The organism is Bacillus sp. SDLI1, from assembly GCF_001553895.1.
Classification (GTDB): domain Bacteria; phylum Bacillota; class Bacilli; order Bacillales; family Bacillaceae; genus Bacillus; species Bacillus siamensis.
Window position 1 is genome coordinate 3,068,912 of the sequence record NZ_CP013950.1, and the last position, 14,891, is coordinate 3,083,802.

14 protein-coding genes are annotated in these 14,891 nt (G+C 48.7%); 8 read left to right on the top strand and 6 right to left on the bottom strand.

The window, feature by feature from the left end; all coding sequences use genetic code 11:
* Window positions 1-39: 39 nt before the first annotated feature.
* The 5 genes from uraH to pucR form a co-directional block, all read right to left on the bottom strand.
* A complete protein-coding gene (gene uraH, locus AUL54_RS14925) occupies window positions 40-387 on the bottom strand; it encodes a hydroxyisourate hydrolase (protein ID WP_060964370.1) in 348 nt (115 codons plus the stop codon).
* Window positions 387-1,871 carry a factor-independent urate hydroxylase gene (gene pucL / locus AUL54_RS14930; RefSeq protein WP_060964371.1) on the bottom strand — a complete coding sequence of 495 codons (1,485 nt, stop codon included), beginning with the start codon at window positions 1,869-1,871 and terminating at the stop codon, window positions 387-389. The genes uraH and pucL overlap by 1 nt, the downstream gene beginning before the upstream one ends.
* A 12-nt stretch (window positions 1,872-1,883) precedes the next feature.
* Window positions 1,884-3,176 (bottom strand): nucleobase:cation symporter-2 family protein, encoded by a 1,293-nt coding sequence (locus AUL54_RS14935; RefSeq protein WP_060964372.1) that lies wholly within the window; start codon window positions 3,174-3,176, stop codon window positions 1,884-1,886.
* A 5-nt stretch (window positions 3,177-3,181) separates the two neighbouring features.
* Window positions 3,182-4,531 carry a nucleobase:cation symporter-2 family protein gene (locus AUL54_RS14940; protein WP_060964373.1) on the bottom strand — a complete coding sequence of 450 codons (1,350 nt, stop codon included), beginning with the start codon at window positions 4,529-4,531 and terminating at the stop codon, window positions 3,182-3,184.
* Between the two features lie 144 nt (window positions 4,532-4,675).
* Complete coding sequence (pucR, locus tag AUL54_RS14945) at window positions 4,676-6,271, bottom strand: purine catabolism transcriptional regulator PucR (protein WP_060964374.1); 1,596 nt, start codon at window positions 6,269-6,271, stop codon at window positions 4,676-4,678.
* 174 nt (window positions 6,272-6,445) lie between these two features.
* On the opposite strand from pucR, the gene AUL54_RS14950 reads away from it, so the two are divergent.
* From AUL54_RS14950 to yunB, 6 genes are all read left to right on the top strand, one after another.
* Entirely contained in the window at window positions 6,446-7,789 is a 1,344-nt protein-coding gene (locus AUL54_RS14950; protein ID WP_060964375.1) for an allantoinase, read from the top strand.
* 99 nt (window positions 7,790-7,888) lie between these two features.
* Window positions 7,889-8,242 (top strand): YunG family protein, encoded by a 354-nt coding sequence (locus AUL54_RS14955; protein ID WP_060964376.1) that lies wholly within the window; start codon window positions 7,889-7,891, stop codon window positions 8,240-8,242.
* A 26-nt stretch (window positions 8,243-8,268) separates the two neighbouring features.
* Complete coding sequence (locus AUL54_RS14960) at window positions 8,269-9,120, top strand: DUF72 domain-containing protein (RefSeq protein WP_060964377.1); 852 nt, start codon at window positions 8,269-8,271, stop codon at window positions 9,118-9,120.
* Window positions 9,121-9,139: 19 nt separating this feature from the next.
* Entirely contained in the window at window positions 9,140-9,961 is an 822-nt protein-coding gene (locus tag AUL54_RS14965; protein WP_016938058.1) for a sulfite exporter TauE/SafE family protein, read from the top strand.
* Window positions 9,962-9,978: 17 nt separating this feature from the next.
* Window positions 9,979-11,373, top strand: a complete 1,395-nt coding sequence (locus tag AUL54_RS14970; protein ID WP_060964378.1) for a bifunctional metallophosphatase/5'-nucleotidase — start codon at window positions 9,979-9,981, stop codon at window positions 11,371-11,373.
* Between the two features lie 138 nt (window positions 11,374-11,511).
* Window positions 11,512-12,270 (top strand): sporulation protein YunB, encoded by a 759-nt coding sequence (yunB, locus tag AUL54_RS14975; protein ID WP_076982791.1) that lies wholly within the window; start codon window positions 11,512-11,514, stop codon window positions 12,268-12,270.
* Window positions 12,271-12,307: 37 nt separating this feature from the next.
* On the opposite strand, the gene lytH is transcribed toward yunB, so the two are convergent.
* A complete protein-coding gene (gene lytH, locus AUL54_RS14980) occupies window positions 12,308-13,285 on the bottom strand; it encodes an L-Ala--D-Glu endopeptidase (protein WP_060964379.1) in 978 nt (325 codons plus the stop codon).
* A 202-nt stretch (window positions 13,286-13,487) separates the two neighbouring features.
* Between lytH and lipA the strand changes: the two genes are divergently transcribed.
* Together lipA and AUL54_RS14990 are read left to right on the top strand one after the other, a co-directional pair.
* Window positions 13,488-14,384 carry a lipoyl synthase gene (lipA, locus tag AUL54_RS14985; protein WP_003151923.1) on the top strand — a complete coding sequence of 299 codons (897 nt, stop codon included), beginning with the start codon at window positions 13,488-13,490 and terminating at the stop codon, window positions 14,382-14,384.
* A 218-nt stretch (window positions 14,385-14,602) separates the two neighbouring features.
* Window positions 14,603-14,878 (top strand): YutD family protein, encoded by a 276-nt coding sequence (locus AUL54_RS14990; protein WP_060964380.1) that lies wholly within the window; start codon window positions 14,603-14,605, stop codon window positions 14,876-14,878.
* The last annotated feature ends 13 nt before the right edge of the window (window positions 14,879-14,891 follow it).

A 14,891-nucleotide genomic window follows, 5' to 3' on the forward strand; every position in this document is an offset into this window, starting at 1 on the left:
CTGCCATGGAGAAGCCCGCCTCACCGGTGGGCTTCCTTTTTAACTTCCCCTATACACCTGATAACCAAACGGTGACAGCAAAAGCGGGATATGATAATGCGCATCTGACTCTGCAATGTGAAACCTGACGGTGACGATGGTTAAAAACGGCTGAGCGGCTGCGTTCACGTTTTTACTCGCGAAATAGTCCCCTGCATGAAACTCCATCACATAATCTCCGGACACCAGCTCTTCACCTGCGAGAAGCGGGGCATCGACTCTGCCGTCAGCGTTGGTGTATGCCTCTTTCCTAAAGCCTCCGCCGCCCAGCCGCTTCAATTCAATTTTTACGTTCGCCGCGGGTTTGCCGCAGGTTAAATCCAAGATATGGGTCGTCAGCTTTCCCATCAGGCTTTCAGGCTCCCTAAGGCTTCATCGGCTTTCTGTTTTTCTTTCTCGGCGTCTTCTCTTGTCACGGTAAAGCGCTGGAAGCCGAATGGCGGGCGCGGTTCGGTGTAGACTTTTCCTTTGGACCCCGGAATTTCTTCCACGACTGTGTCCCATGTGTGATTTTGAGATTGGAAGCTGACATCAGTGAGCTGCGGGAATCTCGTTAAAATTCTGCAGCCGATATGATAAATTAAATTTTGGATTGAAGGGGTTTCAAGCTCGTGAAATACGGCGCTCGCCAAGTCGCGGACTTGTTCAGCGGCGACGTAGCGGGCTGGATCAGAAGCGTATGCGTCATTTGTGTTTTCATAATGCCAGCCGATGTTTAGATGGACAAACAGCGGGCGGTTGCCGTCTTCGGGGAGAGTCGTATATTCGTCGCGAATAAAGCCGACGAAGGAGTTGCCGCTCACCTTGACGAGCTGAAGATCTATGATTTCACTGTATTGCTCCTTAATCGTTATGGTATCCCCGGTTCGTTCCGCTTTCAGCACAGACCGAGCCCGTTCATTGCGCGATCTTCTGAAAACGAGCTGGCTTGTGCGGAGCTCTTGCGCCTCGTATGCGGGCATTGCTTCAAATGGAATTTCTTCGCCTGTCAGAGTAATCGTGTCCATATGAGAATACGTATTTAAAAATCGGTGAGCCACATCGTGTAAGAACCCCTCAATTGTTGTCCCTTCATAGGAAGCGAGATGGCGCTGAATAAAGTTTTTCATTGAGTCTGTAGCCACAACGAGGGTGTTATCCCCGTCTATAAATGACGGCAGGAAGGCGTCTCCGCCAATTTCACATGTCACATCAACGCCGACAACGGTATTGTCTCTCCCTGAAAAAGATGACTCTGGGATTTGTTTGACTCCAGTGAGCGGCTTTAAAAACGTTCGGTAGGCAAATACATTTCCTTTGCCGTAAGACATGGTTCTTTTCATTTGCGTCTCTCCTTTTTCAGTTATGATATCCGCCAGCCGAAAGCGGGCGATGCGGTAAATTTCGATAAGGGCTTGCTGGAACTCGGTTTCCTGTTCGTTCTCGAGCCTTTTCACTAGGGCCCGGTGAATGTCCTGTTTCGTCTTTCCCTTTACCGCTAAAATAAAAGGAAAGCCGAAGCGCTCATCATAATGTTCATTCAGCTTGAGAAATTCCTCGTATTCCTCTTGTTCAAGTTTGCTGAGCCCTGCGTTTCGCTGCTCGCTTACTGAGGCATCACTCATTATGTTCTTTGTTCCGAGTCTGGGATGCTTGTTGATTAAATCAAGCTGCGTCTGGCGGTCCGCGGCTCTTACAATGCCGGCCATTTTGCGGTGAAGGTCAGAAAGGGAAGAAAACGGGCGTAATTCCGCAGCTTCCTCCGCAATCCATGAAGAGTGTTCGAAAATAGATCCCAGCGTGTCTGTCAGTGTGTGTCTTTCCATTTGATTCAGGTCATCCATAGTGAACATTGGCATCTTCCTTTACGTTTTTATTTCAGCGTGATCCGGCTGTTTGGTATGAAAAAAAGCGTGCAATGCAATGGCCGTCAAACTGCCGATCACAATTCCGCTTCCTGCTAAAACTGAAGCCGCTCCCGGAAGTGATGAAAACAACGCGGGAACTGTCGTTGCGCCAAGCCCTAAGCTGACGGAAGCGGCAATAATCAGCAGATTGCCTTGCGAGTCGAGATCAACGCTGGAAAGCATTTTGATCCCGTAAGAAATGACCATGCCGAACATGACGGTCATCGCACCGCCGAGAACTGGGGTTGGAATCACTGTTGTCAGTGCAGCTGCTTTTGGAACCAGTCCGATTGCCATCAGCATCATTCCCGTGACGGCGATGACGTTGACACTTTTCATTTTTGACAGCTGGACAATACCGACATTTTGCGAGAAAGCTGTATAAGGAAATGCGTTAAATAAGCCGCCAAGTACGATTGCAAGGCCTTCCGCCCGGTAGCCCTTTTCCAGATCCTTCTCTGACAGCCTGCGGTTTGTGATATCGGCAAGCGCAAAGTAAACACCTGTCGATTCGACCAGACTGACAATCGCAACGAGAAGCATCGTCACAACAGCCGGCAGCTCAATGGTCGGCATGCCGAAATAAAACAGAGACGGAATATGAAGCCAGGACGCCTCCATGACATCAGAAAAATCGACCTTTCCCATGAAGAATGCGGCCGCTGTACCTGCGATAAGGCCGAGCAAAACCGAAATGGAGCGGATAAAGCCTTTAAAGAAATAAAACAGCAATAAGATAAAAGCCGTAACGCTAAACCCGAGAAGCACGTTGTCCAATGAGCCGAAGTCTTTGCTTCCTTCACCTCCGGCCAGATTATTCATTGCTGTCGGAATCAGGCTGATGCCGATGATCATGACGACTGAGCCGGTCACGACAGGCGGAAAAAAACGGACAAGCTTTCCGAAGAAGCCCGCGGCTAGGACGATAATCAGCCCTGCGGCGATAATGGCGCCATAGATTGCTGAGACACCGTATGTGCTGCCGATGGAAATCATCGGGCCGACCGCGGTAAACGTACATCCGAGCACAACGGGGAGGCCGATGCCGAAAAGCCGGTTTTTCCACAACTGCAAAAGAGTCGCCGCCCCGCACATGAACAAATCGATCGCGATTAAATACGTGAGCTGACCCGGACTCAGCCCGATCGCCGCTCCGACGATCAGCGGAACGAGAATCGCTCCCGCATACATGGCAAGCATATGCTGAAGTCCGAGCACCGCCAGCTGAAAGGCATTTTGCTGTTTCTTCATCTTTTTTACACCTCTTTTTCTAATGCGAGTGTATGATCTAATGCCGGAAGTTCAGTTTTTTGTGTTGTTTTTTCTTTTTTGCCGCGCAGGCTGAAAAATAGATTCAAAAAGATGGCGGTCAGGCTGCCGGTGATGGTGCCGTCACTGACCAGAATTCTGATTGGAGCGGGGAATTCAGCAAAAATCCCGGGGACCGTGCTGGCGCCGATGCCGAGTGCGATTGAGCAGGCGATGGTCAAGAGGTGGTATTGGTTTTTGAGATCCGCTGTGCTGAGCATTTTAACGCCTGAGGCAATCACCATGCCGAACATGACAACGGTTGCGCCGCCAAGTACAGCAGCAGGAACGGCAGAAGCAAGGGCGGCAATCTTCGGTATCAGCCCGAGACAGACAAGGATACAGCCTGCTGTAACGACGATATTTCTTGTTTTGACTTTCGTCAGCTGCAATAAGCCGGCGTTTTGCGCAAAGGTGTTATAAGGAAAGGCGTTGAACAGCCCGCCGATAAGAATAGCGATTCCTTCCGCCCGATAGCCTTTGACAAGATCTTTTTCGATTAAAGATCTGCCGCATATCTTGCCGATTGCGTAGAAAACGCCGGTTGATTCAACGATAATGACCATTCCGACGATCAGCATCGTTAAGATCGGGCCGATTTCAAATGAAGGGGCTCCGAAGTAAAACGGCCTCGGGATTTGGAAGAACGGGGCTTCAGCGACAGCAGAAAAACTGACTTTTCCCATGATCGCTGCTGCCGCTGTCCCGGCGGCGATTCCGATCAGAACGGACAGCGTTCGGGCAAATCCTTTGAGAAAGCGGTTGAGGACTAAGATCAGGACAAGGACGCCGACAGAGAGAAGAAGGTTTTCGAGCGAACCGTATTCGGGGTTGGCGCTGCCGTTTATTTTTTCGCCGCCAGCCATATTTTTCACACCTGCCGGAACAAGTGAAAGCCCGATTAAGGTCACAACGGTTCCTGTTACGACAGGAGGGAATAACACGGTCAGCTTGCCGAAAAAACGCGCAAACAAAAAGATGAACACACCGGCTGTAATGATGGAACCGTAAACCGCGTGAATGCCGTAATTGGCGCCGATTGCGATCATCGGGGTGACGGCTACAAAGGAACTGCCCAGCATGACGGGAAGCCCGATCCCGATGTGTGCGCCGCGCAAGGTTTGCAAAAGCGTCGCGATGCCGCACGTTAACAGGTCAATCGCTAGCAGGTATGACAGCTGTTCAGAGGTTACATTCAGCGCCCTGCCGACAAGCAGGGGCACTAAAATCGCACCTGCATACATGGCCAGCACATGCTGAAGGCCAAGAGAAAACACCGCAAACGATCTTTGTTTCAACATAGTCCCTCCCTGTATGTAAACTTTAGTAACATGATAGCGTGCTGATTTTTGGGTGTCATTGGGTACAGTAGCTGAAAAAGACAGGCATTATTGCTGGAAGTGACGAAAAACGATTTAGTTTGTAAGATTATGTGACGGATGCTAGCTGATCAGCCGCTGCATCCGTAAGGCCAGCCGCAAACGCATCGTCGTTTCAGGATCTTTTAAGCTTTTGCCCAGCAGATCCTCACATTTTTCAAGGCGGTAGATGACCGTATTGCGATGAACGTACAGGCGCTTTGCCGTCTCGGAGATTTGGCAGTGTGTTTCTAAATAGACGGACAGCGTATGAAGCAGGCTTTGATCCTCCTGCTGTTTTTCAGCGAGGCTTTGAAGTGTGGAGTGGTAAAACTTCTTCAAATCCTCAACCGGGAGCAGGCGGAGAAGCTCGGGCACATCTTTCGCGTGATACACCTGGATAAACTCCGTGCTTCTTGACAAATGCCCAGAGTGCAGAGCATCAGAAGCCTCTGTGAAAGCGTCGGGAACGTCAATGAGCTTTTGGCATATATTGCTGATGCCAAAGGAAACCGTCCGCTTAAACTGAGCTCTGACCTGTGTTTGAAACTGCTCTAAAAAGCTGATCACCGAAGCGTGCATTTCATTCCAGCTGTCTGTCGCTTCTATCAGAATAATGCCGACATTTCCTTTTATAAAAAGGTGGGGCGGAAACGGGAAGGCTGATAATTCACCTTCAAGAAAGTCGAAGACACCGTCGGAGGCGAGCTGATTTTCTGTGAAGCTGATCGAATCGTTATTCCGGTCGAGTTTGCCGGCGATGCACATGTATTTTTGATCCCAGCGCAGCTTGAATTCCTTCGCCCGGTTTTTGATTTCATCGTCTGAAGAAAATGTGCGCTCAATAAAATTGCTGAAAAACTCATTGCGCGCACGCCGGCTGAATTGCTTCAGCGCATTTTCCTTCAGCAGTTCAAAGGATATCACGTTGGCCGCTTGCTCAATGGTGAGAATCAATCCTTTGTCGCCGGCCTGCACCATGTCCGGTATCAGCAGGAAGCCGCAGTTTTTTTCATGATTATAAATAGGAAGGACGGAATATGTTTTCTGATCGGAGATTGCGGAAAAACAAGTGAAAAACGGCCCGGATACGGTGTTCAGGACTCTTTTTAGCTTTTCGGTCTCAATTGAGATCTGATGGGACGCAGACAGCATTTTGGCATGCTGGTCCAGAAGCAGCACGGGTATCTGAAGCAGGTCTGAGACCTTTTTGAGGAGAGATTGCAGCCCTTTTCCGCTCATAATGTGGTTTGTGAATTTTTTGTGCGCGTAAATGGCTTGCTGAAGCTCGCTGGAACGCATATCGAGAATACGGCTGAGTGTTGCATTCACAATATCGCCGAGACGGATGTGTTCCGGAAGCTCAATGATCGGAAACGCGTATGAATCGGCCAGTTCGATGATTTCTTTCGGGATATCCTCCAAGTAGCGCTTTGTTTTAATGCCGAGACCCGCGCAGCCGCGTTTTGCCATTTGCCGAATCAATTCAGATAACTGGTCGGGGTGATCCTTCAGGTGATACGCGGTGGTGACGAGCAATTCATTCTTATGCAGGAAGTCTGCGATATCGGGTGCGTCCATCATATTGACATGCTGAACCTCTCTTTCCCCTCCTGCTTTTCCAGCGATTAAATGGGCGTTTTCAAAAGCCGGTATTCTCATCACATCAAAAATATTCATAGCGCATTCTCCTTTTCTATAAAAAGATTGGTTAAGATGAATAATTTTCAATAGGAATTCTAGCGGTTTTGCTGATGTAATACGATTATAGTAGCAGTAAACTGTTGAAAATAGAATGGATTGTGTTACATAAACTGACATGAAAAATCGTCAACCTGACATGGGGGGTTCGGTATGGCTTACGATATGGTAATAAAAGGTGCGAAGGCAGTTACGCCAGATGGTGTGAAGGAAGTTGATATCGCAGTTCAAAACGGTATCATTGCCGAGGTGGGTTCTGTCATTGAAACAAGCGGGGCAGAAATCATCCAAGCAGACGGAAAGTACGTTTTTCCCGGTGCGATAGACTGCCATGTTCATTTCAATGAACCGGGCAGAGAGGACTGGGAGGGGATTGAAACAGGTTCTCAAATGATGGCGGCAGGCGGCTGCACCACCTATTTTGATATGCCGCTCAATTGCATCCCATCAACCGTGACGGCAGAGCATCTACACGCAAAAGCTGAACTCGGCAGGCAAAAATCAGCCGTGGATTTTGCGTTATGGGGCGGCCTGGTGCCCGGCCATATCGAGGACATCCGCCCGATGGCTGAAGCGGGAGCGATCGGATTTAAAGCATTTTTATCAAGATCAGGCACAGATGAGTTCCGCTATGTTGATGAACGGACATTGCTCAAAGGCATGGCAGAAATCGCGGCAACAGGGAAAATCCTCGCTCTTCACGCGGAAAGCGACGCGATCACAAGTTATTTGCAGATGGTTTTGGCCAATGAAGGAAAGGTGGATGCGGATGCGTATGCCGCCTCCCGCCCGGAGGAAGCTGAAGCTGAAGCGGTATATCGCACCATTCAGTATGCGAGGGTGACAGGCTGCCCGGTTCATTTTGTTCATATCAGCACGGCGAAAGCGGTTCGGCTGATCAGAAAGGCGAAACGGGAAGGGCTCGATGTTTCAGTCGAAACATGCCCGCATTATGTCTTGTTCAGCCATGACGATTTACGGGAAAAGGGCTCTGTCGCAAAATGCGCGCCTCCGCTCCGGCCGCGGGAGTCGCAGGAAGCGCTGATCGAGGCGCTCATTGCGGGGCACATTGACATGGTTTCCTCAGACCACTCCCCTTGCCGTCCATCCTTGAAGCGGGAGGATAATCTGTTTTTATCATGGGGCGGAATCAGCGGCGGGCAGTTTACTTTATTAGGGATGCTGGAACTCGCCCTTGAGCATCAGATTCCGTTTGAAACCATCGCTGAATGGACAGCGGCGGCACCTGCGCGGCGATTCGGCCTTCAGAAAAAAGGGCGCCTTGAGGAGGGGTGTGATGCGGATTTTGTGCTCGTCAGCATGGAGCCGTACACTGTCACAAGAGAATCGATGTTTCAAAAGCATAAGCTAAGCCTTTACGAAGGACATACCTTTCCCTCCCGCATTTCGGCTACATACAGCAAAGGCCGGTGCGTGTACAGTGACGGGAAGAAAGCAGAAGAAGGCATTGACGGAGCGCTGGTCGTTCCTTCGTAAGCCCGGCGGATTTTACCGCCGGGTTTTTTTGATTTCCGCCCTGCTTGTTTTTAAAATTTCATCAACGTGGTATCTTTTTATAAAAAGGAGTAAAACACATTGTATGATCAAATCTTGAACCTATTAATGGCATCCTGGTCGCGCAAGTCCAGTACAAAATGGACGGAAGAATGCCCGGCCAAAGGCCAGTGCGGCGTGACGGCTTTAGTCATCCAAGATGTTTACGGCGGTGACATTCTCAAAACAAAAACCGGCACAAGCTGGCATTTTTATAACCGAATAGAAGGGGAGATATATGATTTCACGAGGGGACAGTTTTCGGAGCCGGTCGTCTATCAGCATATCTCTTCTTCCAGAAGTGAGGCATTTTCGGACACCAATGAACATCAATACCGGTATCTGAAAAGTGCATTCAGACAAAACATGGAGACGGAAAGAGAAAAACACCTGTGATAAACTAGAGTGAGAGGTGAAGGAATGTGATTTATATCGGACTGACGGGTTGGGGGGATCATGACAGCATCTATCCGCCTAAAACGGCGGGACCGCAAAAACTGCAGGCGTATTCCTCCCATTTTCCCATCGTTGAGCTGGACGCGAGCTTTTACGCGATACAGCCCGCCCGCAATAACGAGAGGTGGGTCAAAGAGACGCCGGAAACTTTTCAATTTATCATCAAAGCATATCAAGGGATGACGGGCCATCAGCGCGGCGATATTCCTTTTGAAACGAAGGAAGAGATGTTTGAAGCGTTTAAGCTGTCATTGACGCCGTATATAGAGCATGGAAAGCTTGCCATGGTGCTGTTCCAATTCCCGCCGTGGTTTGACTGCAAGAAAGAAAACGTCGCATATTTGAGATGGTGCAGGCGGCAGATGGGTGATATCCCGTGCGCGCTTGAATTCCGCAACAGGTCATGGTTTTCCCCGCCGTTTTACGAGCAGACGCTTTCCTTTATGAAGTCGGAAGGCTGGATTCACACCATATGTGACGAGCCGCAAATCGGCGAGGGCAGCATTCCGGCCGTCCTGAAAGCAACGGATGAAGAAAAAACGCTTGTCCGTTTTCACGGACGGAACAAGCAGGGCTGGGTCAAACCTGACGGCGGGCAAAACTGGCGTGAGGTCAGATATTTATACCGCTATAATAAACAGGAGCTCAAAGATTGGAAAAACAATCTTCAGGAGCTGAAAAAGCAGTCGCGCAATCTGTACGTGCTCTTCAATAATAACTCAGGCGGAGACGCCGCCGACAACGGCCTTGAGATGCTTGAAATGCTAGATATACAATATACCGGGCTTGCTCCGAAGCAGCTTGACCTATTCAGCTAGAAAAGAGGTTTCAAGACACATGTCTTATCTTATTTTAATTATATTAGGATTTATCGCGGGAACGGTCGGCAGCCTGATCGGGCTTGGGGGAGGAATTATTATTGTGCCCGCAATGCTTTATTTAAGCACGATGACTCCGTTTTTCCATGACGTAACACCGCAGACTGCCATCGGCACGTCCCTTTTAGTGATTATATTTACCGGTCTGTCATCAACTCTGGCCTATATGAAATACAAAACCGTTGATTACAAAAGCGGGCTGATCTTTTTTATCGGTTCCGGCCCGGGAAGCATCATCGGCGCGTATTTGTCTAAACTCTTTAATGCGCATACGTTTTCCGTCTGGTTCGGACTTTTTATGATCTTGATTTCTATTACATTAATGCTGAAGGCGAAAGCAAAACCGGTCAATAAAGCGCATAAAGGCATGATCCGGACATTTGAGGATGAATCGGGTGAGCTTTATACATATTCGTACCGTATGTTTACCGGTATCGCGATTGCCTTTTTCGTCGGCTTATTGGGCGGTCTTTTCGGCATTGGCGGCGGCTCTCTTATGGTTCCGGCCATGATGCTGTTATTTTTGTTCCCGCCGAAAGTGGCTGTGGCGACGTCAATGCTCATTATTTTCTTATCCTCCGTGACGGGTTCCGTGTCACATATCGCAGAGGGCCATGTCAATTGGCTGTATGCGCTGTGCCTTATTCCGGGCGCTTGGTTCGGCGGTAAAATGGGCGCGTGGGTCAACAAGCGGGTGCAGACGAAAACAATCGTGCTTTTCATGCGGATCGTCTTGATTTTGATCGGCTGTGAATTGATTTATCAAGGGATATTCAGCTAAAAGGTAGGAGAGATGGTATGTTAGAGAAGCTCCGTTTATATCATACGAATGATTTGCACAGCCATTTCGAAAATTGGCCGAAAATCGTACATTATATTGAGCAGAAGAAAAATGAGCATGAAAAAGACGGGGAGGAAACACTCGTTTTCGACATCGGCGACCATATGGACCGATTTCAAATGATAACGGAAGCGACCTTCGGCAAAGCGAATGTCGACTTGTTAAACCGTCTTGAGATTGATGCGGCCGCCGTCGGGAATAATGAAGGAATTACGCTGCCTCACGATGAACTGGCGGATTTATATAATCATGCCGCGTTTCCCGTCATCGTGTCCAACCTGTTTGACGCGGACGGACAGCGGCCGGAATGGGCCGAGCCATACGTGATCAAAACGCTGAAAAACGGGATGACCGCAGGCATACTCGGCGTCACAGTGCCGTATTATCCCGTCTATCAAAAGCTTGGCTGGACGGTGACGGATGCGGAAAAAAGCATTCAAGAATCGCTTGACGATATCAAGGGAAAAGCGGATATCATCATTCTGCTTTCGCATTTAGGCTTGATCGATGACCGGGCCGCAGCGGAAAAATTCCCCGATATTGATGTCATTCTTGAATCGCATACGCACCACCTTCTTGAGGACGGCCAGGACATAAACGGCGTACTGCTTGCCTGTGCGGAGAAATACGGGAACTATGTCGGCTGTGTCGAGCTGACGATTGAAAGTGAATCAAGAACCATCGTCAGCAAACAGGCATCTGTGCAGAAAATGGCTGATTGGCACGGTGAATCTGAAGATACGGCGGCTTATCTGAAAGAAAAAGAACGGGAAGCGGAAAACCTGCTCTCTGTACAAGTCGCCGATCTGAATGAAGAAGCCGGCGTGAAGTGGTTTGAAGAATCGCCCCTTCCGCTTCTTTTAGCTGAAGCGCTGAAAAGCTGGTGCGGCTGTGAAGTCAGCATGGTGAATTCAGGTGTCATTTTGGGGCCTTTAAGAAAGGGGCCTGTCACAAAGCTTGATCTGCACCGCATCTGCCCGCATCCGATCAATCCGGTCGCCGTGCGTCTTTCAGGCAGGGAACTTCAAGAAACAATCAGCCAGGCTGCCTCTGAAAAAATGGAGCAGCTGCGGATTAAAGGCCTCGGCTTCCGCGGAGAAGTCATGGGCAGGATGGTATATGGCGGAGCAGAGGTGCAGACTGACATCCTTGAAGACGGTGTGACGCACCTCATCGATGTGAAAGTGAACGGAGAAGAGCTTGATCCGGACCGGATATACTCGGTTGCCGTTCTCGACATGTTCACACTAGGCAAGCTGTTCCCTGAGATCCGTGATTCGAAAGAAAAACAATACTTTATGCCGGAGTTTTTAAGAGATCTGCTCGCCTGGAAGCTTGCGCAGCAGCCGTAATGTCAGATGTGTTCGTTCGCCGGTCCATTTCTGCCGCGGGCACTTGAATGAAGGAAAGCGTGACTTTTTAAGAGTAAAAATAAATTACTATGTCCCCTCTTACAAGCATACATTGTGATATGTAAGGGGGGATTTTTCTTGCCTAGATACCGGAGCACTCTTCGCAAGAGAGGGCCTTTGCCTTTTCGGTATGTGCTTCTTCTGTCGTTTGCTTTTTTTATCATATCGACGGTCATCAGCCTTTGGATGATCAACTCCTCAATCAAACCGGTGCTGATGAACATCGGAGAAATGGAAACAAAACGGGTGGCGACAGAGGTCATTACAGAATCCATTGAAGAATACATGTCTCACAGCGACAATGTGAAAGATATGGTCGATATGAAAACGGATGAAAACGGAAAAGTCACAACGATGGATTTTAATACACAAGTGGTCAACAGCATGAAGGCGAAAGTGACAAAGCAGCTTCAGGCTCATCTGAAGGAAGCGGAGTCGAACAATAAGCAGCATGAAACAGAAAAAGGCGCCAAAACGGCCGATGCAATTATGATTAACATCCCTTTAGGGCAGGTCACGGGTAACAGCATTCTTGGGAATCTCGGGCCGAAAATCCCCGTGCGCTTTAACCTGATCGGCGATGCGTTAACTGACGTGAAAACAAAAATAAAGCCGTACGGCATCAACAATGCCCTGATTGATATCAGTATTTTCGTGGAGATTAAAGTGAAGGTGATTATCCCGTTTGCCAGCAAGACATCAGTCGTGACAAATAATATTCCGGTCTCCATTAAAGCCATTCAAGGAGAGGTGCCGCAGTTTTATAACGGAAGTGGCGGATCAGGTGTGACGCCTTCCGTTCAGCTGCCGAATGAAAAAAAGGAGAAAGACAAATAAAGACACACAGCCGCATTCTCTTCTGGCGGCTGTGTGTTTACTTTTTCCTGCGGATTTCTTTCCGTTCCCATGCCCTTAAATGAGGATACGGGTCAAAAGACCATTCCGATCTGCCGTTATCTTTATACATCCCGTAGTGAAGATGCGGCGGAAATTTTCCTGCGGTGCCCGGCGGTCCGTATCCGGAACTGCCGACAGAACCGATCACCTCACCGGGTTTGACGATCTGGCCTTTATGAATGCCTTTTGCAAAGCCGTTCAGGTGAGCGAAGTAGTGATACGTGTTATTGATATCCCTGATGCCGATTCTCCAGCCGCCGAAGCGGTTCCAGCCCTTCATTTCGACAATCCCGTAGCAGGTCGATCTGACGGGGAGCCCGTAATGAGCGAACAGATCCGTTCCTTCGTGAATCCGGCGCCCGCCGAACCCCCGCGCGGCTCCCCAAGTGCTGCGGTAGCTGTAATCCGTCTTTACGGGAAGCGGAAAGGCGTGCTCTCCGAGGTCAAGGCGGCCGAATGTCTTGAACAGTGTCATGAATTCGGTGATAATGCCGACCGTCTGATCACGGCGGTAATAATTCCAGAGGCCGATGCGGATATGGTCAAGATCCGTTCCGAATCCCGCTAAGTACTGTGCAAATGTATAAAGGATATCCTCATCATTGCTTACCTCGGCTTTTCCGTCGCCGTCGCCGTCCAGGCCGATGCCGTCAAATACTTTAATACTGAGGGGCGCATCGTCCTTAGGATTTGGATTTTCAGGCCCGCTCCACAAATGATCCGGAATATAAATGCTGATGATTCCCGCTTTTTCAGGCAGATCCTTTCGGTTCGAGCGGACATTTTCTTCATATTGATCAACCGCTGCAAGCACATACCAAGGAATTTGTGTGACCGCCTCGGCTTTGCGGTACAATTGCATCCGTCCGTCGTAGACAGAAGCCGATTGTTCTTTTCCGCTTGCAGCCGGACAGAAAACGGATAAAAGGAGAAGAGCAGATAACAGAACTTTCACAACATGATCTCCTTTCAGGATTGAATACAAATAGTTTGCGGCAACAATCCGAGAAAATGTAAGTAATTCTCTTCCCTTGTCGAGAAATTTTTCCTATGTTAAAGTGACTTATGAATAGAAATCCGCGAGTTTTATATCCATCGTGAAATAGAAATTTTTCGCACACAAACATGAATAAAGGGATAATGGAGATGATGGGGAAATGGCAAAGAAAGACGAGCATCTGAGAAAGCCGGAATGGCTCAAAATAAAGCTGAACACGAATGAAAACTATACGGGTCTCAAAAAATTAATGCGTGAAAATAATCTGCATACCGTATGTGAAGAAGCAAAATGCCCGAACATCCATGAATGCTGGGCTGTCAGACGTACGGCGACATTCATGATTCTCGGTTCCGTCTGTACGAGAGCATGCCGCTTCTGCGCTGTCAAAACGGGTCTGCCGACTGAGCTGGATCTGCAGGAGCCGGAACGCGTAGCTGATTCGGTTGCGCTGATGAACTTAAAGCACGCCGTTATCACGGCCGTGGCGCGTGATGATCAGAAAGACGGCGGAGCAGGCGTCTTTGCGGAAACGGTCCGGGCGATCCGCAGAAAAAGCCCGTTCACGACGATTGAAGTGCTGCCATCCGATATGGGCGGAAATTACGACAACCTGAAAACATTAATGGATACCCGTCCTGATATTCTGAACCACAACATTGAAACCGTGCGCCGCCTGACACCGAGAGTCCGCGCCCGTGCAACATATGACCGTTCTTTAGAATTCTTGCGACGTGCGAAAGAAATGCAGCCTGACATCCCGACGAAATCAAGCATTATGATCGGTCTCGGCGAAACGAAGGAAGAGATTATTGAAGTGATGGACGACCTGCTTGCGAATAATGTCGACATCATGGCGATCGGCCAATACTTACAGCCATCCAAAAAACATTTAAAGGTTCAAAAATATTATCATCCGGACGAATTTGCCGAACTGAAAGAAATCGCGATGCAAAAAGGCTTCAGCCACTGTGAAGCAGGCCCGCTTGTCCGTTCTTCCTATCATGCGGATGAACAAGTAAACGAAGCGTCTAAAAAACGCCAGGCCCAAGCATAATATAAGCCGAAAAAACCCAAAACGCCGCAGGTTTTGGGTTTTTTGTGATGGAGCCGTTTGAGCCGAAAAAAAGTCATTCTTGAATAAGGACCGTCTGAACCGCTAAACTGGATATAAAAGGGAAAAATCTTCTCCGCAATCCGAAGCGTCTCATTTTGCAATTGATGCACAGAAGTCAATGAATTATGATAGTAAAGAGTGATAAAAGAGGTGAAGACATGATTCTTATTCAAAATGCCGAGTTTGAACTCGTACATGATTTTAAAAACGGCTTTAATGAAGAAGCGTTCAAAGCCCGCTATTCGGACATATTAAATAAATATGATTACATTGTGGGGGACTGGGGATACAGTCAGCTGCGGCTCAAAGGCTTCTTTGATGACCAGAATCAAAAAGCAACCTTTGAAACGAAAATCAGCACATTGGACGAATACATTTACGAATACTGCAATTTCGGCTGCTCGTATTTTGTTCTTAAACGAATCAGAAAATAATTGATGCAGAAGG